The sequence below is a fragment of the Haloferula sp. BvORR071 genome (genome assembly GCF_000739615.1).
Classification (GTDB): Bacteria; Verrucomicrobiota; Verrucomicrobiia; order Verrucomicrobiales; family Akkermansiaceae; genus Haloferula.
Genome location: NZ_BATP01000022.1, coordinates 161,181 through 179,716 on the forward strand (window position 1 = coordinate 161,181; position 18,536 = coordinate 179,716).

The 18,536-nt window shown below is 63.7% G+C and carries 17 protein-coding genes; 2 read left to right on the forward strand and 15 right to left on the reverse strand.

The annotated features are described in order from the left end of the window. Positions 1-15 precede the first annotated feature (15 nt). The 8 genes from BV071_RS10905 to BV071_RS35320 all read right to left on the reverse strand — a co-directional run bounded on the left by BV071_RS10905 (position 16) and on the right by BV071_RS35320 (position 9,443). Positions 16-579: a DNA-3-methyladenine glycosylase I gene (locus BV071_RS10905; protein WP_035606354.1), complete on the reverse strand. Its 564-nt coding sequence runs from the start codon at positions 577-579 to the stop codon at positions 16-18. Positions 580-596: 17 nt separating this feature from the next. After that, positions 597-1,259 (reverse strand): response regulator, encoded by a 663-nt coding sequence (locus BV071_RS10910; protein ID WP_035606357.1) that lies wholly within the window; start codon positions 1,257-1,259, stop codon positions 597-599. Further along, positions 1,256-3,904: a sensor histidine kinase KdpD gene (locus tag BV071_RS10915; RefSeq protein WP_035606360.1), complete on the reverse strand. Its 2,649-nt coding sequence runs from the start codon at positions 3,902-3,904 to the stop codon at positions 1,256-1,258. The genes BV071_RS10910 and BV071_RS10915 overlap by 4 nt, the downstream gene beginning before the upstream one ends. Before the next feature lie 479 nt (positions 3,905-4,383). Further along, positions 4,384-4,782 (reverse strand): potassium-transporting ATPase subunit C, encoded by a 399-nt coding sequence (locus BV071_RS10925; RefSeq protein WP_035606367.1) that lies wholly within the window; start codon positions 4,780-4,782, stop codon positions 4,384-4,386. Further along, complete coding sequence (gene kdpC, locus BV071_RS10930) at positions 4,779-5,369, reverse strand: K(+)-transporting ATPase subunit C (protein ID WP_035606370.1); 591 nt, start codon at positions 5,367-5,369, stop codon at positions 4,779-4,781. The genes BV071_RS10925 and kdpC overlap by 4 nt, the downstream gene beginning before the upstream one ends. 7 nt (positions 5,370-5,376) lie before the next feature. After that, entirely contained in the window at positions 5,377-7,398 is a 2,022-nt protein-coding gene (gene kdpB / locus BV071_RS10935; protein ID WP_035606372.1) for a potassium-transporting ATPase subunit KdpB, read from the reverse strand. A 33-nt stretch (positions 7,399-7,431) separates the two neighbouring features. Further along, positions 7,432-9,195 carry a potassium-transporting ATPase subunit KdpA gene (gene kdpA, locus BV071_RS10940; RefSeq protein ID WP_035606374.1) on the reverse strand — a complete coding sequence of 588 codons (1,764 nt, stop codon included), beginning with the start codon at positions 9,193-9,195 and terminating at the stop codon, positions 7,432-7,434. Between the two features lie 119 nt (positions 9,196-9,314). Then, the gene (locus BV071_RS35320) at positions 9,315-9,443 is read right to left on the reverse strand and encodes a hypothetical protein (protein WP_265594322.1); all 129 of its coding nucleotides are present in this window, start codon (positions 9,441-9,443) and stop codon (positions 9,315-9,317) included. A 94-nt stretch (positions 9,444-9,537) separates the two neighbouring features. Here BV071_RS35320 and mgtE point away from each other — a divergent pair, with 94 nt between their 5' ends. After that, positions 9,538-10,917 carry a magnesium transporter gene (gene mgtE / locus BV071_RS10945; protein WP_035606377.1) on the forward strand — a complete coding sequence of 460 codons (1,380 nt, stop codon included), beginning with the start codon at positions 9,538-9,540 and terminating at the stop codon, positions 10,915-10,917. Between the two features lie 72 nt (positions 10,918-10,989). Here mgtE and BV071_RS10950 read toward each other — a convergent pair whose 3' ends face one another. Continuing rightward, positions 10,990-12,066, reverse strand: a complete 1,077-nt coding sequence (locus BV071_RS10950; protein ID WP_035606380.1) for an L-dopachrome tautomerase-related protein — start codon at positions 12,064-12,066, stop codon at positions 10,990-10,992. 199 nt (positions 12,067-12,265) lie between these two features. Here BV071_RS10950 and BV071_RS10955 point away from each other — a divergent pair, with 199 nt between their 5' ends. After that, on the forward strand, positions 12,266-13,846 hold the full coding sequence (locus BV071_RS10955; RefSeq protein WP_035606383.1) for a glycine--tRNA ligase: 1,581 nt from the start codon (positions 12,266-12,268) through the stop codon (positions 13,844-13,846). A 21-nt stretch (positions 13,847-13,867) separates the two neighbouring features. Here the strand turns inward: BV071_RS10955 and BV071_RS10960 are convergent, their stop codons facing one another. The 6 genes from BV071_RS10960 to BV071_RS10980 form a co-directional block, all read right to left on the reverse strand. Beyond that, the gene (locus BV071_RS10960; protein ID WP_035606385.1) at positions 13,868-14,521 is read right to left on the reverse strand and encodes a hypothetical protein; all 654 of its coding nucleotides are present in this window, start codon (positions 14,519-14,521) and stop codon (positions 13,868-13,870) included. A gap of 63 nt (positions 14,522-14,584) precedes the next feature. Further along, the gene (locus BV071_RS10965; protein ID WP_265594323.1) at positions 14,585-15,214 is read right to left on the reverse strand and encodes a hypothetical protein; all 630 of its coding nucleotides are present in this window, start codon (positions 15,212-15,214) and stop codon (positions 14,585-14,587) included. After that, positions 15,211-16,185 (reverse strand): hypothetical protein, encoded by a 975-nt coding sequence (locus tag BV071_RS10970; RefSeq protein ID WP_035606392.1) that lies wholly within the window; start codon positions 16,183-16,185, stop codon positions 15,211-15,213. The genes BV071_RS10965 and BV071_RS10970 overlap by 4 nt, the downstream gene beginning before the upstream one ends. After that, positions 16,182-16,742 carry a tail fiber domain-containing protein gene (locus tag BV071_RS32810; RefSeq protein ID WP_052573147.1) on the reverse strand — a complete coding sequence of 187 codons (561 nt, stop codon included), beginning with the start codon at positions 16,740-16,742 and terminating at the stop codon, positions 16,182-16,184. Before BV071_RS32810 ends, BV071_RS10970 begins: the two co-directional genes overlap by 4 nt. Before the next feature lie 153 nt (positions 16,743-16,895). Then, the gene (locus BV071_RS32815) at positions 16,896-17,960 is read right to left on the reverse strand and encodes a hypothetical protein (protein WP_052573148.1); all 1,065 of its coding nucleotides are present in this window, start codon (positions 17,958-17,960) and stop codon (positions 16,896-16,898) included. Beyond that, on the reverse strand, positions 17,957-18,535 hold the full coding sequence (locus BV071_RS10980; RefSeq protein ID WP_035606395.1) for a hypothetical protein: 579 nt from the start codon (positions 18,533-18,535) through the stop codon (positions 17,957-17,959). The genes BV071_RS32815 and BV071_RS10980 overlap by 4 nt, the downstream gene beginning before the upstream one ends. Between the last annotated feature and the right edge of the window lies 1 nt (position 18,536).

Here is an 18,536-nt window from a genome sequence, read left to right on the forward strand (position 1 = left end):
CAGCCGCCAAGCCCCTCACTTCTTTTTGTAGCGGAAGCAATCCACCGTGTGGTCATTCATCATCCCCACCGCCTGCATGAAGGCCTGCATCGTCGTGCTGCCCACGAAATTGAAGCCCGCCTTCCGCAGCGCCTTGCTCAGCGCGTCCGACTCCGGCGTCTTCGCCTGGATCTCGCCCATCCCCTTCGGTGAATTGACCTTCGGTTTCCCGCCCACAAAGCTCCACAGCCACTCCACCGGATCGCCCTCGCGCTGCGCCAGCTCCAGCCAAGCCTGCGCATTCGCTCGCACCGCCTCGATCTTCCCACGGTGCCGGATGATCCCCGGATCGAGCACCAGCTTCTCCAGCTCCGCATCCTTCATCTTCGCCACCTTCTCCGGCGCGAAGTTGTGGAAGACCTTCCGGTAATGCTCCCGCTTCTGCAGCACCGTCCACCACGAAAGGCCCGCCTGCGCGCCTTCCAAGTTGATCATCTCAAACAAGTAGCGCGGATCCCGCGATTCCACACCCCACTCCTTATCGTGGTAATCCACATAAAGCTCACGATCAGCAGGCAGCCAAGGACAACGGGTCTTCATCTTCGATATTTGAAATCCTAAAGCGGCTCCACCAAGCGATACCCGATCCCCGGCTCATTCCGGATCAGCAGCAAATCCCCCAGCTTCTTCCGCAGCAAATTCGCATACACCCGCAGGTAGTGTGTCTGCTCCTCCGCCTGTGGGCCCCACACCTCGCGCAGAAGTTGCCGCTGTGTCACGATCTTCCCCGCATGCCGCGCCAATGCACGCAGGAAGGCGAATTCCGTGGGGGTCAGCTTCAGCTCCTCACCGCCTAAGATCGCTTCGTGACGGTCCAGCCTCACCAACAGCGGCCCGAACACGATCTCCGGTGTATCATTGCCATGATGTCTCCTCTGGATCGCGGTTAGACGCGCCAGCAGCTCGCCGGTGGCAAAGGGTTTGGTCACGTAGTCATCCGCGCCGCTCTCCAGCGCCGCGATCTTGCCCTTCTCCTCATCCCGCACGGACAGGATCAGCACGGGCACAGTGCTCCACTCCCGCAAGCGCCGGAGTACCTCGATCCCGTCCATGTCCGGCAGGCCTAGGTCTAGCAGCACCACATCCGGCCGGTGCACCGCGCAAGCTTGCAGGCCAAGCTGCCCGTTTTCCGCCTCATGAACCTCATAACCACGCGACTCCAGCGCCAGCCGCAGCAAACGCCGGATCTGAATCTCGTCATCAATGATCAGTGCAATCACGGTTCAGACGCGAGGGCAGCAGCAGTGGGCTCCATGGTTTCAGCCGGCAGCCGGATCGAGAATTCCGCGCCGCCCGAGGGATGATTGCGCGCGACGACGGTCCCGCCAAGCGCGCGAACAAATCCCTTCACGATCGAGAGCCCCAGGCCGGTTCCGCCCGCAGCGGAGCCAGGTGAACGGTAGAACTTATCGAAGACCTTGTGCTCTTCTCCCTCTGCCAAGCCCTTGCCGTGATCCCGGACGGTGAACTCCATCCCTTGCGCGCGTCTGGACACCATAAACTCGATGGACGTTCCCTCCTGTGTATGCACCGCCGCATTGTGCAGGAGGTTCACGAAGCACTGCTCCAACAGGTTGTGATCCGTCTTCAGCAGTGGCAGGTCCTCGGGCAAATCCACCGTGAGCTTATGCCGTTTCAGAGCGTCGCCCACCGTGTCCACCGCATCACTGACGATGTCGTTCATGTCGCACCATTCCAGCTTCGGCTCGACCACGGAGGCTTCCAAGCGCGTCATGTGGAGCAAGCTGTCCACGATGCGTTGCAAGCGGCGTGAAGCGGTATCGATCTCGCCGATCCGCGGATCGTGGCTGCCGCTGGTTTCGACTGCGGCGCGGATCACCGCGATGGGAGTTTTCAGTTCGTGGGAGACGCTGTCGAACAGGGCGCGGCGGAGTTTTTCGCCTTCTTCGAGGCGTTCCGCGTGCTGGACGGCTTGGATGAAGTGTTCCTTTTCAAGGACCAGCGCGAGCTGGAGCGCGAAGGACTCCATGGCTTGTCGTTCCGTGAACACCATGGTGTTCGCTTCGTGCTGGAGGCCGATGACCCCCATCGTGGAGGTGGCGGTCTGCAAGGGGAACCAAGTGGCTTCCGCCGAGGGCAGGGTGTCGGTGAAGCGTCCGGCGATCTGGTGATTGGAGAAGGCCCAAGCGGCTACGGCAAACTCAGTGTCAGTCGTTTGGAAGGCGCTGGCGGTATGGGCGAGGTGACCGAGGGAGTGGTTGTCCTGGCGCTCTAGCAGGCTTACTTGTCCGCCGAGGTAGCCTTCGATGACTCGCAGGGCTGCCTCCAAACCTTTTGAGCCTTCGGGATTCAGGGCCGCCTGCTGGGTAACACTGAGGAGTGCCGCGGTGTGCTTCTGGCGGCGGCGTTCGGCGTGCTCGCGCTGGCGCAGGCGGGTGGTCAGTTGGCCCATGGCGAGGGCCACCACGAAGAAGCTCGCTAGCATCGCCATGTCCTCCGGCTTGTCCACGTGGAGGGTGTAGCGCGGCGGGATGAACAAGTAGTTCCAGGTCAGCGCGCTGACCGCAGCCATCAGGAGGGTGGCGCTGCGCTTCCAGCGCATGGAGCCGAGGACGATGGCGAAGAGGTAGGCGAAGGCGGGAACCAGGTAGCCGGTGAAACGCAGGGCCAACCAAGCGCCCAAGGTCACCAAGGCGGTCAACAAGATAGACTCCATGCCATCTTTCCAAGGGGGTGTGGCACGGGGAGTGTCGGGGGTCTTAGGCGGCTTTTTTGCGGCAAAAGGCCGTACCACACACACGTCGATGTCACCACTGCCGGCAATCACGCGATCGGTCAGGGAGGATCTCCAGAAGGACTTCTTGTCCGACTTGCCGACGACGATCTGGCCGACGTTGCGATCACGGGCGACTTCGAGAAGGGCGGTCGCGACGTCGTTGCCGGTGACGTGGACGACCTCGCCGCCAAGCTTGCGGACCAGCGCGAGGCCGCGGGCGAGGAGCTCCTCTTCCTCGGGGCGGAGAGTGCGGATTCCTTCGACCCAGACGCCGATCCAAGGGCAGCCGATGCGGGCGGCGGCGCGGCGGGTCCAGCGGACCAGGCTTTCCGAGTAGGGTGTGGGCGCGACGCCGACGAGCAGGCGCGCATTGGTCTTCCAAGGGCTGGAGTCGCGGCGGGCGCGGCGGAAGTCCTCCATGTCGCGGTCCACTCGCTCGGCGGTGAAGCGCAGCGCCATCTCACGGAGGGCGGTCAGGTTGCCCTCGCGGAAGAAGCCGTCGAAGGCGGCATGGGCCCGCTCGCTGCGGTAGATCTTTCCGTCGGATAGACGTTGGAGCAGCTTCTCCACGCTGAGGTCGATCAGCTGGATCTCGTGGGCGCGGTCGAGGATCGAGTCCGGGACCGTCTCCTGAACGGTGACGCCGGTGATCTGCCGGACGACGTCCACCTGGCTCTCGATGTGCTGGACGTTGAGAGTGGTGTAGATGTCGATGCCAGCATCGAGCAATTCGAGCACGTCCTGGTAGCGCTTGCTGTGGCGGGTGCCGGGCGCATTGGTGTGCGCGAGTTCATCGACGAGCAGAAGCTCAGGGCGGCGGGTCAAGGCCGCATCGAGATCGAACTCATCGAGGAGATGGCCACCGTGATCGATGCGTTTGCGGGGCAGGAGTTCGAGCCCATCTAACAGGACCTCGGTCTCCTCGCGATCGTGGGTCTCCACCACGCCGATCAGCACGCCCACGCCTTCAGCGTGCCTCTGGCGGGCGGCTTGGAGCATGGCGTAGGTCTTGCCGACGCCGGGGCACATGCCCAGGAAGATGAAGAGGCGGCCCGGGCGACGGCTCCGCTCTTCGCGCTGCACCTGCGCGAGGAGCAGATCGGGATCGGGGCGGTGGTCGGAAGTCATAGGTTCAGCAAGCTGTCAGCACTCTTCAGCTTCCTCGCTGTTCCTCCCAGAAGCTTCCACCTCTTGGGGTGTTGGCGGTCTCATGACAGCCACTACTCTGTCGCCCGCCACGATTTCGACTGACTCACCTTTCTCGACCTGTTGGACAAGCGTGTAGAGAGCTTTCCTGAAGTCCTCGGTGCTAACCGTCCTCATGGGCATATGATGGATTGCATCGCGGTGTGGTCAAGGCAGGTATCCGCGGGCGGGGTCAGGCTGGCGCGAATGGAAAGGCGGAAGGGGAATCCATGTGATCTGCCGGGATGCGGTGGTGGGAAGCAGACGAGTTGGCTGGCGGTTGCGCAGCGGGTAGGCTGGTTCATTCCGATAGAGCGGGCGTACCGTGAAATGCATTCGAGAGCTGTGAATAATCACAGCAGTCCGAGGGCGGCTGTGCCGCAGTCATAGGGGAACACGATTCGACGCCAGCCGGCCGGAGCTCATTTCATGCCGTCCAACGCCAGGTTCAGCCTGGCGAGGTTGATGCGCTCGCCGCCGATGATGCGGGAGGGGTGCGGCTCGGAGGTTTCGTCGATCAGCTTGAGGATCTTGTCCCTGGCGGTGGCGTTTAGCTCGCGGACACTGAGGACCTCATCGACTTGGTCCCGGGCGGCGGCCGGGGAAATCCACAGGATCCCCTTTTCATCCGGGGTGCTGGCGTTGGGCACGGGATGGAAGTAGCGCGGACCGGTCTGGGATCCGGTGAGGACTTCCATCGCGACCTTCCTTTCGTCCGGAAGCGGTAGCTGCCCGGTATCCCTCCACCAGAACCATCCACCCAAGGCCGCGAGCAGGCCAAGGGTCAAGCCGGCCAGGAAGATGCGGAACGAAGGCTTCATCGCGGCAAGGCGTCGAGCGCCAGGTTGAGTTTGAGGACATTCACGCCGGGGTCGCCGAGGATCCCGAGGTCAGCTTGGGCGGTGTGTTCCGCGATGAGGGCTTGGACCTGTTCGAGGGGCAGCTTGCGGGCGGTGGCGACGCGCTGGGCCTGGAGGGCTGCATTTGCTGGGCTGATGTGGGGATCGAGGCCGCTGCCGGAAGCGGTGACAGCATCAGCAGGGACTTCCTGGTTGTCCGCGAGGCCGTTGGTGCTGCGGTAGGTGGCGATGCGTTCCTTGATTTGGTCGGCGAGCTTTTGCGAAGTCGGGCCGAGGTTGCTGCCGCTGGAGCTGGTGGCATCGTAGCCGCTTGCACCGGCGGCAGAGGGTCGGGAGTGGAAGTATTTCTCGCCGGTGAAGGTTTGGCCAAGGAGGGACGAGCCAAGGAGCTTGCCGGAGGAGTCCTTGATGAGACTGCCATCGGCTTGGTCACGGAAGGCGGTGCGGCCGATGGCGGTCACGACCAGCGGGTAGGCACCGCAGCAGATAATGGCGAGGACGAGGGTGGAGCCGACGGCGGCGCGGATCTGGGTAGCGAAAGAGTTCATGATCGGTTCAGATGAAGTGAAGGTTGGAGACGAGGAGATCGACGGCCTTGATGCCGGCGAAGGGCAGGAGCAGGCCGCCGAGGCCGTAGATGAGAAGATTGCGGCGCAAGATGGCCATGGCACCGAGGGGCTTGTAGGTAACGCCCTTCAGGGCCAGAGGAATCAGGGCGATGATGATGAGGGCATTGAAGATCACCGCGCTGAGGATCGCACTCTGCGGTGAGGCCAGCTTCATGATGTTGAGCGGGGCGATGGCCGGGAAGGTGGCCATGAGCAGCGCGGGAATGATCGCGAAGTACTTCGCGACGTCATTGGCGATCGAGAAGGTGGTCAAGGAGCCACGGGTCATGAGGAGCTGCTTCCCGATCTCCACGATCTCGATGAGCTTGGTGGGATTGCTATCGAGATCGACCATGTTGCCAGCCTCTCGGGCGGCCTGGGTGCCGGTGTTCATGGCGACGCCGACATCGGCCTGGGCAAGAGCGGGAGCGTCGTTGGTGCCGTCGCCGGTCATGGCGACGAGATGACCGGCAGCCTGCTCGGCGCGGATGCGCTTGAGCTTATCCTCGGGCGTGGCCTGGGCCATGAAGTCATCGACACCGGCTTCCGCGGCAATGGCGGCGGCGGTCATGGGGTTGTCACCGGTGATCATCACGGTGCGGATGCCCATCTTGCGGAGCTGGGCGAAGCGTTCCTTGATGCCCCCCTTCACGACATCCTTGAGCTCGACGACGCCGAGGACCTTCTTGCCATCGGCGACAACGAGGGGAGTGCGACCTGCGCGGGAAGCGGCCTCGACGGAAGCAGCGACGTCTTGAGGGTATTGCCCTCCCTGTTGTTCGACCCAGGCCTTCACCGAATCGGCGGCACCCTTGCGGATGCTGCGGCCATCGAGATCCACACCGCTCATGCGGGTCTGGGCGGTAAAGGGCACGAAGACAGCGTGAGGCTGCTGGAGGTCGCGGCCACGGATGTTGAACAGCTCCTTGGCGAGCACCACAATGCTGCGGCCCTCCGGGGTTTCATCGGCGAGGGAGGCGAGCTGGGCGGAATCGGCGAGTTCCTGTTCGCTGACGCCGGGAGCGGGCAGGAAGGCGGAGGCCATGCGGTTGCCAATGGTGATGGTGCCGGTCTTGTCCAAGAGGAGCACATCGATGTCGCCGGCGGCTTCCACGGCGCGGCCACTAGTGGCGATGACATTGCGGCGGATCAGGCGGTCGATGCCGCTGATGCCGATGGCGCTGAGCAGGCCGCCGATGGTGGTCGGGATGAGGCAGACGAGGAGGGCGACGAGGACGGGAGTGGTGAACTCCATGCCGGCGTAAATACCGAAGGGCTTGAGGGTGATGCAGACCAGGAGGAAGATCAGGGTCATCGCGGAGAGCAGGATGGTCAGCGCGATTTCGTTCGGAGTCTTCTGACGCTTCGCGCCTTCGACCATCGAGATCATGCGGTCGATGAAAGTATTGCCCTTCTCGGAAGTGATCTGAATCACGATGCGGTCGCTGATGACCCGGGTGCCGCCCGTAACGGCGCTGCGGTCGCCGCCACTTTCCCGGATGACCGGTGCCGACTCACCGGTGATGGCGGCTTCATCGACGCTGGCGATGCCTTCGATGACTTCGCCATCGGAGGGGATGATGTCGTTGGCCTCGCAGACAACGAGGTCGCCTTTTTCGAGGGCGGTGGCGGGAACTTGTTCTTCGGTGCCCTTCACCAAGCGGCGCGCGGTGGTGTCCTTGCGGGCCTTGCGGAGACTATCGGCCTGGGCCTTGCCTCGGCCCTCGGCGACGGCTTCGGCGAAGTTTGCAAAGAGGACGGTGAACCAGAGCCAGACGGCGAGTTGGGTGATGAAGGATTGGTCGGCCTTGGTGGTGAAGATGGAGGTGGTGGTGAGGACGGCGGCGACCTCGGTGACGAACATGACGGGGTTCTTCACCATGAGGCGGGGGTCGAGTTTCTTGAAGGAGTCCCCGAGCGCAGGTAGGACGATTGCCTTGTCGAAGAGGGATGGAGCTTGAGTGGACATGGAATGACGAAATTTGAAATTTGAGAGGACGTGTTAGAAGAGCTGTCCCGCTTGGGTGAGGAAGTGTTCGACGATGGGGCCGAGGGCGAGGGCGGGGAGGAAGTTGAGGGCACCGATGAGGAGGACGGTGCCGATCAAGAGCACGGTGAAGGTGGTGCCGGAGACGGGGAAGGTGCCGGGACTGGGCGGGGCGATCTTCTTTTTCACGAGGGCCCCTGCCATGGCCATGATGGGGACAATCATGAGGAAGCGGCCGATGAGCATGGCGAAGCCAAGGGTGACGTTGTAGTGCGGGTCGCCGTTGGCTGGATTCGCTGTCAGGCCGGCGAAGGCGCTGCCGTTGTTCGCGGTGGCGGAGCTGTAGGCGTAGAGGATTTCGCTGAAGCCGTGGGGACCGGCGTTGTTGAGGCCCGCTTGGCCCCAGGCGCTGACGGTGGCCCAAGCGGTGAAGCCGAGGATGGTGAGGGTGAGGACCAGAAGGGAGAGCATGGCCATCTTGACCTCGAAGGCGTTGATCTTCTTGCCGAGGTATTCGGGGGTGCGGCCAACCATGAGACCGGCGATGAAGACGGCGAGGACGACGAAGACGAGCATGCCGTAGAGGCCGGCACCGACGCCGCCGATGACGACTTCACCGAGTTCCATCATGAAGAGCGGGATCAAGCCACCGATGGCGGTGAAGGAGTCGTGCATGGCATTCACCGCGCCACAGGAGGCAGCGGTGGTGATGACGGCGAAGAGTGAGGAATTGAAGATGCCAAAGCGGACTTCCTTGCCTTCGAAATTGCCGTCAGCGGCAGAGACCCCGAGGGCTTGGTGGATGGGATTGCCATGCGACTCCGCCCACCAACAGGCGAGGGTACCGGCAACGAAGAGAATCATCATGGCGGACCAGACGGACCAGCCGTGGCCCTGATTGCCGGTGGACTTGCCGAGATACCAGGTGAGGCCGCTGCCAATCGCGAAGATCGAGAGCATCTGGACAAAGTTCGAGAGCGGCGTGGGGTTCTCGAAAGGATGGGCGGCGTTGGCATTCGCGTAGCCGCCGCCATTGGTGCCGAGCATCTTGATCGCGACCTGGGAGGCGACGGGACCCTGGACGATGGTCTGAGTGTCAATGGTGACAGTCTTGCCATCTTCGACCTGCACGACCTGGGGCTCCAGGACTTGGGCGGCGTCGTAAGACTTGAAGTTTTGGACGATGCCCTGGGAGACCAGAAAGATCGCGAGGGCGGTGCAGATCGGCAGGAGCAGGTAGTAGGTGCTGCGGACGAGATCGACCCAGAAGTTCCCGATGGTGCTGGCAGTCTGCCGGGCGATGCCGCGGACGAGGGCGGCGGCGATGCCGATGCCGGTGGCAGCGGAGACGAAGTTGTGGAAGGTCAGGCCGACCATCTGGGAGAAGTACGACATGGTCGATTCACCGCCGTAGCTCTGCCAGTTGGTATTGGTGGTGAAGCTGACCGCGGTATTGAAGGCGAGGGCGGGGCTGAGCGCGGGGAGCTGCTGCGGATTCAGCGGCAGCAGGTGCTGGAGGCGGAGGATGGCGTAGGTGAAGAAAACGCCGACAGCGCTGAAGAGGAGGATGGAGAAGGTGTAGGCTTTCCAGTCCTGCTCCCGGCGGGGATCGACGCCCATGAGCTTGTAGGTGAGGCGCTCAAGGGGGCGGAGGATGGGGTCGAGCCAGGTTTTGCCATCGGCATCGAGGACCTTGCAGAGGTAGATGCCGATGGGCTTGGTGAGCGCGGCGAGAATGCCGAGGAAGAGGGCGAGCTGGAGCCAGTCGTTGGGGTGCATGGAGAGCGGGATGTGTTATGTTGCTTAGAACTTCTCCGGCCGGACCATGGCGGCGAAGAGGTAGGCAAGGAGGGCGATGGCGATGAGGCCGATGATGAAGGTTTCCATGGGAACGTGGCTTAGAGGTTGCCGCAGAAGCGGGCGTGGGAGAGGGCGGCACAGAAGAAGCCGGCGGTGAGGATGAGATAGATGAGATCGCTCATGGCTATGGAGCCATGGTCCCACGGGATCCGGAGAGCGGGAGTCAAAGGGGGGCGGGAAGGCGTCAAGAAAGTGTCAAAAAGCGGAGTCCCACGGGTGATTGGGGTTGCCCGGACGCGGGGAAGAGGCCATGGCAGCGGCATGGACAGGGAGTTCGTCACCAAGGCGCTCGCGGAACTGCTGGCCGCGAGGAACTTCGTGAGCATCCGGGCTGCCTTCGGTGGCTTGAGCCCGGCGGATTCGGCTGAGGTGATCTCGGAGTTCGACTCGACCGAGCAGGTCGCACTTTTCCGGCTGCTGCCTGCGGAATTGGCGAATGAGGTTTTCGAATTCCTATCGGTGGAGGTCCAGGAGTCGCTGATCCAGGCGATGGGAGACGAGCGGGCAGCGGCGCTGCTGGATGCGATGTCCCCGGACGACCGCACGGCACTGCTGGAGGAGCTGCCGACCCAGGTCTGCGCGCGGCTGATCAACGCGCTCTCTCCCGCGGAGCGGGCGGTGGCGCTGCGGCTGCTGGACTACCCGGAGGATAGCGTGGGGCGCCTGATGACCTCCGAATATCTGACGCTGCGGGACGAGTGGAGCGCTTCAGAAGCGCTGGACCACATCCGCAAGTACGGAAGCGATCGCGAGACGCTCAACGTGCTCTACGTGGTGGACGGCGGCGGCAAGCTGGTAGATGACGTGCGGATCCGGGAACTCCTGCTCTGCCCGCTGGAGACGAAGGTCCGCGAGCTACGCGACGGGGTCTGCATTTCGCTGAGCGCGACGGATGACCGCGAGACTGCGGTGGCCGCCTTCAAGAAGCACCACCGCACGGTGCTGCCAGTGGTGGATGGTCACGGCGGCCTGGTGGGAATCGTGACCGGTGACGACATCCTGAGCGTAGCCGAAGAGGAGGCGACCGAGGACATCCAGAAGCTCGGCGGTGTCGAACAACTCGACGAGCCCTACCTGGACATTTCGCTGGGCAGGCTGGTGCGGAAGCGGGCGGTCTGGCTGGTGATCCTCTTCGTCGGCGAGATGCTGACGGCGACCGCGATGGGGCACTACGAGAATGAGATCGAGCGGGCCGCGATCCTGGCGGTCTTCGTCCCGCTGATCATCTCGAGCGGTGGCAATAGCGGATCACAGGCCGCCTCGCTGATCATCCGCGCCATGGCGATCGGTGAAGTGGGGCTGCGCGAATGGTGGCGGGTGATGCGCCGCGAAATCCTGTGCGGGCTTTCGCTCGGGCTGATCCTGGCGACGATCGGGGTGCTCCGCATTTCGGTGTGGTCGATGTTCTCCGACATCTATGGACCGCACTGGGCGCTACTGGCAGCGACGGTCGGGGTATCGCTGGTGGGCGTGGTGCTGTGGGGATCGCTATCGGGATCGATGCTGCCATTCCTGCTGCGACGGCTGGGTCTGGACCCGGCAACTTCGTCGGCACCTTTCGTCGCGACGCTGGTGGATGTGACCGGGCTGGTGATTTATTTCGTGTCTGCGCAGGCGATTTTGAAGGGGACTTTGTTGTGAGGGTTTGACGGGTGGTTTTCTAGAACCGCGAAAGGGCGCGAAATCCGCGGAACACCCGGAAGGGCTGGAGACTCAGGGGAGTTTCACGCGGTAGGCGCGGTAGGGGTAATCGGTTTTGTCTTCGCCGTTGTTGTAGTTGGGGCGGCGGTTGATTTGGGCGCAGGTGAGGTAGAGGTAGCCATCGGAGCCGATGCCGAGGGAGTCGGGCCATACGAGGCGCTCGTCTTTGACGAGGGTTTCGACTTTGCCGTCGGGGGTGACGTATTTCAGCGACTGGTTGGCGGAGTCGGTGATGTAAATGTTGCCCTTGGCATCGGCGACCATCCCGTGGCAGACGCCGGTCTCGGCGACGGTCTCGATGTGCTTGGCAAGGTCGTCGTTTGTTAGAGCGGGATCGGCGAGGTGACGGGTCTCGATGCGGTAGAGCTTGGTCTGGTTGATGGCACGGTAGTAGAAGTACTTCTCGTCCCGGGTGAGGGCGATGCCATTGACGTTTGAGGAGAAGGGGTGGCCACCGCCATCGACGACGTCCTTGCCATCGAGGTGGAGGACGAAGCCGGGAGTCGCGAGGGTGGAGGGATGGTCCTGGAGGACAACGCGGGATTTGCCGCTGGCGAGGTCGAGGACGACGATGGCCTTCAGCCCAGGATCGGAGAGGTAGGCGAGATTGTGGCTGAGATCGACACAGACGTCATTGAGCGCGCTCTTGTCCTTGGGGAGCTCGGGGAAGTCGTAGGTTTTGACGACGGCGTTTTTGCCGAGGTCGATGTGGACCAGTTTGAAGTAGCCGCCTTTTTGGCCGCTTTCCTTTCCGAAGATGGAGGCGGCGGAGCCAGGGGCGGAATCAAGGACCCAGAGGTGATCGGCTTTATCGACGAAGAGGTCCTGGACGTTGATGAAGTGGGTATCCGGCGCGGTGGTGTCGTAGCGGTTCCACTCGGGGTCCGGGAAGGGCTGGCGCTCACCGCCGATGATTTCGGTGAGGGCGTGGAGGAAGGGCTCGCGGTGCGGGAAGGAGACGAAGACGCGATTTGGCCGGGAGGCGACGGCCATGCCGATGGGCTGGTTTTTGCCGAAGGCGGCGACTTGTTCCAGCTCAGCGGCTTGGGAGGTAGCGAGGAGGAGAAGAGCGAGAAAGGGGCGGAGCATGGTGGTGGGAGGGGGAAGTTAGGTGGGTATTCCGGGAGCGCAAACTAGGCTTGGGAGCGCGTGGGCTCGGGCCGGCTAAAGCCAGCGCACCCAGTGGGCAGGCATTTGTGGGGCATTTTCGAGGCAGAATCGCGCCTTGCCGCGGGGGGCGGGGCCTGATTCCATCCGCGCCCCGAGCGAGCCGCTCGACCCTATTCCTATGGCCAACAAGGACTTCACCGACCCCGCCCGCATGGAGAAAATCGTCTCCCTATGCAAACGCCGCGGCTTCATTTTCCAAGCCGGTGAGCTCTACGGCGGTCTGAACGGCTGCTGGGACTACGGTCCGCTGGGCGCGGAGCTGAAGCGCAACCTGAAGGACTACTGGTGGCGCAAGACGGTGCAGGAGCGCGATGATGTGCTGGGCATGGACGGGGCAATCCTGACGATGCCGCAGGTGCTGAAGTCCTCCGGCCACCTGGATAGCTTCAGTGACCCGATGTGCGACTGCTTGCTCTCCAAGGCGCGGCTGCGCGCGGACCAGGTGCCGGCACAGGATGGCACGGCGGTGTATTTCAAGGGCGCGAAGCACGAGGCCACTGGCTGGAGCGTGGAGCGTGCCTTCGCAGTGCTGGTGGCGCCGGGCAAGGACCCGATCGAGTCGCACAAGACGGCGCGGAAATTCTACGGCGAGCTGATGCCGGACAAGAAGATCTCCCCGAAGGAGCTGGAGCTGATTGAGGAGCGTCGCGAGGAGGTGACGGGGACGACGTCCTTCAACCCGGACAATGGCAGCCTTCTCACCGAGCCGCGAGAGTTCAACCTGATGTTCAAGACGAAGATGGGTGCGTCCGCGGACGACAACGATCCATCGTCGGATGCTTACCTCCGTCCGGAGACGGCGCAGTCGATCTTCGTACAGTACAAGAACGTGCTGGATTCGAACCGGATCAAGCTGCCCTTCGGGATCGCGCAGATCGGGAAGTCCTTCCGCAACGAGATCAACCCGCGGAACTACACCTTCCGCAGCCGTGAATTCGAGCAGATGGAGATCGAGTACTTCTGCCGCCCGGAAGATGGCATGCGCCTGACCGACGAGTGGCTGGAAGCGCGCCTGAACTTCTACGGTGAGATCGGGATCCCGCGCGAGAAGCTGCACATCCTGGATGTGCCGGATGGCGAGCGAGCCTTCTACTCGAAGAAGACCTACGACATCGAATACGAGTTTCCCTTCGGCATCCAAGAGCTGGAAGGCGTGGCGTATCGCACGGACTACGATCTGGGCGTGCACCAGAAGGGCTCCGGCAAGCCGCTGCTCTACTTCGACGAGGAGACCAAGGAGAAGCTTCTGCCGCATGTGGTGGAGCCATCCGCCGGTTGCGACCGGACGATCCTCGCGCTGATCTGCGAAGCCTTCGATGAGGAAACCCTCACCGATGACAAGGGCAAGGAAGACATCCGCACCGTGCTGCGCTTTGTGCCGCGCATGGCCCCGATCAAGGTGGGGATTTTCCCGCTGCTGAAGAACAATCCCGAGCTGGTCCGCATCGCGAAGGAGATCCAGAAGCAGCTGCAGCCGTGGATGAATGTCTTCTACGATGAAGGCGCTGCGGTCGGCAAACGCTACCGCCGCCAAGACGAAATCGGCACGCCCTTCTGCGTGACGGTGGACTTCGATACGCTCGGCGAAAACGATCCGGCCAACACCGGCACGGTGACCATCCGGCACCGCGACTCGATGGAGCAGGAGCGGCTGCCAGTGGAAGGCTTGCTCGCTTGGTTCCTGGAGCGGGTGCGCTGATTCCGACCGAAGATCGCGCTGCTATTTCGCGTGCTTGTCCGGGGCGACGAATTCGTCGATGGCCCGGAAGTCGATGCGTTTGTTGGCGGGATTGACGAAGAGGAGGACGTAGGAGCGCATGTTCTTATCGACGGGCCAGCGGGTCTTGGTGATGGCCCGCTCGCCCGCTTCCTCCTGCGCGTTCATCGCGACTTCGTAGGCGTTGTCCTCGGCACCCTGGGGCTTGATGGCTTGGCCTTTGTTAGGTTCGAGGGAGAGCGTGGTGGTGCCGACCTTGCCGGTGATGGCTTTGTCGGTGTGATTGTAGAAGTAGATGTCTCCCGGTTTGAAGGAAGGATCCTTGGCGGGAATGGCAACGGGCGTGTAGGTGGCCTCGCTGGCGGTGACGAGGAGGACGATGAAGGCCTTGCCGGCGGCGGGCAGAGCCACGGAGGCAACGATTTCGTCCTTGCCCGCCTTACGAAGCTTGAAGCTGCGGGCCGGCGCGACGATGGGCTGGGAGATATTGGTGGTGGATAGATCGAAGGCAGCGGATTGATGCTTGTCCGCTACCATCTGGACCTGGCCGAGGCTATCCGGCACGGACTCGGCAAGGAAGCTGACCTGCACTCCGGAATCCTGCGCACGCAGGATGCTGGCGAGGCACAGGGCCAAGAGAGAGATGAGGCGTATCATGGTTTTTAACGGGATTCACCCGTTAGCATGATCGCCGCTTTGGCGCATCCAGCAATGAAATTCCTAGGCGTTGCCCGGGCGGCGGCGGGAGCGCAGCCAGGGGAAGAGGGCGAGGAGCGCGAGGATGGGCGCGCCGCACTCGGGAACATCCGAGGTTTCGATGCCGGTGTCGGCGAGCTCTTCGTAGGCCCAGTCGTGAACCGTGCCGGTGCCATCGCTGCTGACGATGAGGCGCATCCAGCCGTAGTGTTCCGGGCCGCCTTGGAAGGTGATCATGCGGAAGGCGAGGAAGCCTTCCTCCCCGGACTGGAATTGGTTGGGGGCGGTGCCGGTATGGTTCTCGCTGCCGTTCTCGCCGGAGGCGAAGTCCATGTCAGGGCCGACGTATTGTAGGCCGACGAGGCGCATCACGAGGCCATCGCCATTGCCGGTGGGCGGGGCCGTGATGAGGGGCTCGATGCGGATGCCGCTACCGATGGCGGTGCCTCCGAAGAAGAGGTTCAGCCATGGGCCGGAGTTCGGATCCGCCGGGGGCAGCGTGGTAGAAATGCCGCTCGCGACGTTGATGTAGACTCCGTTGTCATTCGCGGGGATGACGATGTCCTTGAGGCCGGAATAGACTACCGCGGCGTGGCCGGCCTGCGCGCAGAGAAGGAGCAGGGCGGCCATGGACAGAAGGGCTAGACCTCTCATGGCGCCGCGATGTTGAGATTCAGACGGAAGGCTTTCACGCTGGAGCGCCGGCCACCGATGAGGACGGGGAAGCGGACGCTGACGACTTCGAAGCTGCCGTCGTCGGCGATGACGGTGAGCGGCGTGGTGGCGTTCGGCCAGGCCAGCAGATCGCGGCTGAACTGCGGGGTGTATTGGAAGCGGGCGGCAGCGGTGTCCTTGCGGCGGATGTAGAGCACGCGGTAGTCGGAGACGTTCGGTGCCGGGAGATATTCGACCAGCGGCGTGCCGGGGCTGAGCAGATGATTGCCGGAGATGCGGAGGGGGGCCGCGCCGCTGTTGTTGTTGGCGGGATCGCTGCCATTCGAGAACTCGAAGAGATTGCTGACGCGGTCACCATCGAAGTCGTCATCGCGGCCGCCCTTGGGTGAGTTGAGTCCGAAGTACTGGATCTGCCATAGATCCGGCAGGGCGTCGCCGGCGTAGCTGCCGTAGTTGTCGGGGTCGGAGTTCAGGACTGTTAGAGCGAAGTCGTCCGAGAAGCCGCCGTGGGTGGCGCGGACGATGGCGGGTGCATCCTGATAGACGATGGCGGCGGTGGCGACACCTGTCGGCGAGATGGCGGAGAGAGGCCCGGAAGTGATTTCCCAAGCGAGGTCGCCGGGTGGAAGGGTGACGCTAGTGCCGTCGTCGAAGAGCATTTGCGCGGCGAGCTGGAGGCTCTGGCCTTCGGCGAGGTTTGCGAGCGGCGCGGAGAGGGTGATGCCCTGGACGGCACCGAGTTGCCCGGCGAAGCCGGTGCGGGCGGTGTAGTTCGCGGAGCTGCCTTGGCCTCCGGGGGTGGTGCTGGATGTCAGGAGGTAGCTGGCGCTGCTGCCATATCCCCCACCCTCTTCATTCGCCATCGGGTCGAGCGCATAGGCCGGGCCGGTGCCAGCGAGCGCGGTGGCTGCAGGCAGAAGCATGAGGGCGGCGACGACGCGGCGGGTCATGGCTTCAAGCTATCTTCGAGGCGGCGCAGGCGAGCCTCCTGATCGGCGAGTTTCTCCTTCAGGGCCTTGTTCTCACGGTGGAGCTCCTGAATCGCGGCGGCGGAATAGATGGTGAGCGGATAGGTGTCGACCTGGAGGATCTCACTGCCATCGGGGAGCAGCTCGCCGCTGCCCTGGACGTGGTCCGGGAAGACCTTCGCGAATTCCTGGGCGATGACGTTCAGGTAGCGGCGGTCTTGCAGGCCGGGGTGCGAGGCGAGGTAGCTGCCAGTGTAGCGGAAGTCGACGAGGCGGACCTGATCGAGCCTTTCGAGCGCGCCGCTGAGTGGCTGGATGTCGGTCTTGATGCGGCGGTCGGAATTCGAGAGCCAACTGCCGGCGGAGGACTTGCTGGCGTTGCCTTCGACTTCGAGGGAATTGGTGGCGGCGCTGCGGCGGATGCCGATCTTACCGGTGAAGGTGTTCGGCTGGTCGAGGCGTGCGACTTGGGCCGGCACGAGGTCGCTGTGGAGGGCTAGAACGTGGGAGTCACCGGCGGCGATAGACACGATCTGCACGGCATCGGCGGGGATCGTGGCCTGGCCATCGGAGGAATCGCCCCAGCAGACGATGCTGCCGTCGCTCTTGAGGGCGACGCTGAAGGTGTAGCCGGCGGCGATGGCGCAAACGCCTGTTAGGGCGGGCGGGACGGTGGCCTGGCCGGCGGAGTTCTAGCCCCAGGCGACCACGCTGCCGTCGCTTTTCAGGGCGAGGCTATGGTAGGCACCGGCGGCGATGGCGACGACATCCGCAGTGGCCGCGGGAGGGACGCTGGCCTGACCGGAGTCATTGCGGCCCCAGGCGCTGACGGCACCCCCGGGACCGAGGGCGAGACAGTGATCGTAACCCGCGGCGATGGCGGTGAAGCCGGACTGCGGAGGCACCGCGGTCTGGCCGAAGGTATTGTCGCCGAGAACGGTGAGAGTGCCATCGGCCCGGAGGATCAGGCTGTGCTTTTCCCCCGCGGCGATGGCGCTGGCATCCGCGATCCCGGCGGTGGTGGACTGCCCGTAGCTGTTGTCGCCCCAGGCGGAGATCGTGCCATTGGAGCGCAAGGCGAGGGCATAATTCACACCGGCGGCGATGGCGGTCACGCCACCAAGATCGCCCGGGACGGCGGCTCCCCCACCCCAGCGGACGACGCTGCCATTCTTGAGGAGGGCGAGGCTGGTATTGCCCCGGGCGGAGATGGCGGCGGTATTCGCGCCGGAAAGTACGGGAGGCACCGTAGCTTGCCCTTGGAAATTCTTACCCCAGGCGACGACGGGCAATACCGGCGGAGCCTGGATGTCCTTCAGCAGCACTTGCTCGACCTGCGCCGCGACCAGGGCATAAGGCGCGGCGACGAGGCGCTGGTCCGGAGTGATCATCTGGAAACCGCGGCTGCCATCATTGAACCAGACACGCAGGCGGACATCGGAATGCGTGAAGACATCCGCAGGCAGGGCCGTCATGCCGGCGACCGAAGCATCGCCGAGCTGCACCGAGTAGAGGCCGCGGGTGACGGGAAGCGAGATGATGCCCGCGGGCTGGCTGCCGGCGCTGCTGCTGCCGTCATTGCTCCAGTAGCTGATGCCGCTGCCGCCATCGACCAAGGCGAACTTGAACTGGCCGGTGCCATCGAAGGGCAGGCCTTCCACCGCCATGCGGCCCTGATGATGGAGCAGGCGCGGCACCTCCGCGCGGGCCGTGAGCTGAGCCGCAAGGACGAGCAGGAGAGGCAGGAGACGGGTCATCGTTTCGCGCTAGCAGGAGCAGGAGGAGGAGACGGCGGGGAAGTATCTTGGGCGAAGGGCTGGGACTTTTCCGGAGCGCCGGGCTGGAAGCCACCGCCACTGTCCATGGCATAGAGCTTGGCGCCGCCCGCGGTGAAGATGAGCTGCATGCCACCCTGGCGGGCGACCATGGCCTGCGTGCCCTGCAGGTCGCGGATGAACCACGCGGGGGCATCAGCCGGGATCTTCACGGGTTTCTTCGTGCTCAGGCGGAAGGCATTGTCATCGCGCAGGTAGCTAAGCAGGGCCGGTGAGGGCTCGACCTCGAGGAACCACTGCCAGTGGCTGACATTGCCGGCATCCTGCCACTCGCGGCGCTCCGCATGGAGGATCTGGTCGGCCTCGGTCGGGCGCTTCCAGAAGGCGCGCTGGAAGACAGTGGCCGGATCGACATTCGTCACATTGGGGGCAGGTCCGGTTGGCACGCGCCGGACCTGAGGGGGCGGGGCTGGAGGGGCCGCGGGAAGCAACCGCCACGCGGCGAAGCCGGCTCCGATCAGGAGGACGGCTGCGAGCGTAAGATGGCGGCGCTTCATG

What these genes read in the sequence shown, in the direction of transcription:
- BV071_RS10905 (WP_035606354.1), bottom strand. Translation starts at nt 579, where the DNA reads ATGAAGACCCGTTGTCCTTGGCTGCCTGCTGATCGTGAGCTTTATGTG.
- BV071_RS10980 (WP_035606395.1), bottom strand. Translation starts at nt 18,535, where the DNA reads ATGAAGCGCCGCCATCTTACGCTCGCAGCCGTCCTCCTGATCGGAGCC.
- BV071_RS10955 (WP_035606383.1), top strand. Translation starts at nt 12,266, where the DNA reads ATGGCCAACAAGGACTTCACCGACCCCGCCCGCATGGAGAAAATCGTC.
- kdpB (WP_035606372.1), bottom strand. Translation starts at nt 7,398, where the DNA reads ATGTCCACTCAAGCTCCATCCCTCTTCGACAAGGCAATCGTCCTACCT.
- mgtE (WP_035606377.1), top strand. Translation starts at nt 9,538, where the DNA reads ATGGACAGGGAGTTCGTCACCAAGGCGCTCGCGGAACTGCTGGCCGCG.
- kdpC (WP_035606370.1), bottom strand. Translation starts at nt 5,369, where the DNA reads ATGAACTCTTTCGCTACCCAGATCCGCGCCGCCGTCGGCTCCACCCTC.
- BV071_RS32815 (WP_052573148.1), bottom strand. Translation starts at nt 17,960, where the DNA reads ATGACCCGTCTCCTGCCTCTCCTGCTCGTCCTTGCGGCTCAGCTCACG.
- kdpA (WP_035606374.1), bottom strand. Translation starts at nt 9,195, where the DNA reads ATGCACCCCAACGACTGGCTCCAGCTCGCCCTCTTCCTCGGCATTCTC.
- BV071_RS10970 (WP_035606392.1), bottom strand. Translation starts at nt 16,185, where the DNA reads ATGACCCGCCGCGTCGTCGCCGCCCTCATGCTTCTGCCTGCAGCCACC.
- BV071_RS10960 (WP_035606385.1), bottom strand. Translation starts at nt 14,521, where the DNA reads ATGATACGCCTCATCTCTCTCTTGGCCCTGTGCCTCGCCAGCATCCTG.
- BV071_RS10950 (WP_035606380.1), bottom strand. Translation starts at nt 12,066, where the DNA reads ATGCTCCGCCCCTTTCTCGCTCTTCTCCTCCTCGCTACCTCCCAAGCC.
- BV071_RS10915 (WP_035606360.1), bottom strand. Translation starts at nt 3,904, where the DNA reads ATGACTTCCGACCACCGCCCCGATCCCGATCTGCTCCTCGCGCAGGTG.
- BV071_RS10965 (WP_265594323.1), bottom strand. Translation starts at nt 15,214, where the DNA reads ATGAGAGGTCTAGCCCTTCTGTCCATGGCCGCCCTGCTCCTTCTCTGC.
- BV071_RS10925 (WP_035606367.1), bottom strand. Translation starts at nt 4,782, where the DNA reads ATGAAGCCTTCGTTCCGCATCTTCCTGGCCGGCTTGACCCTTGGCCTG.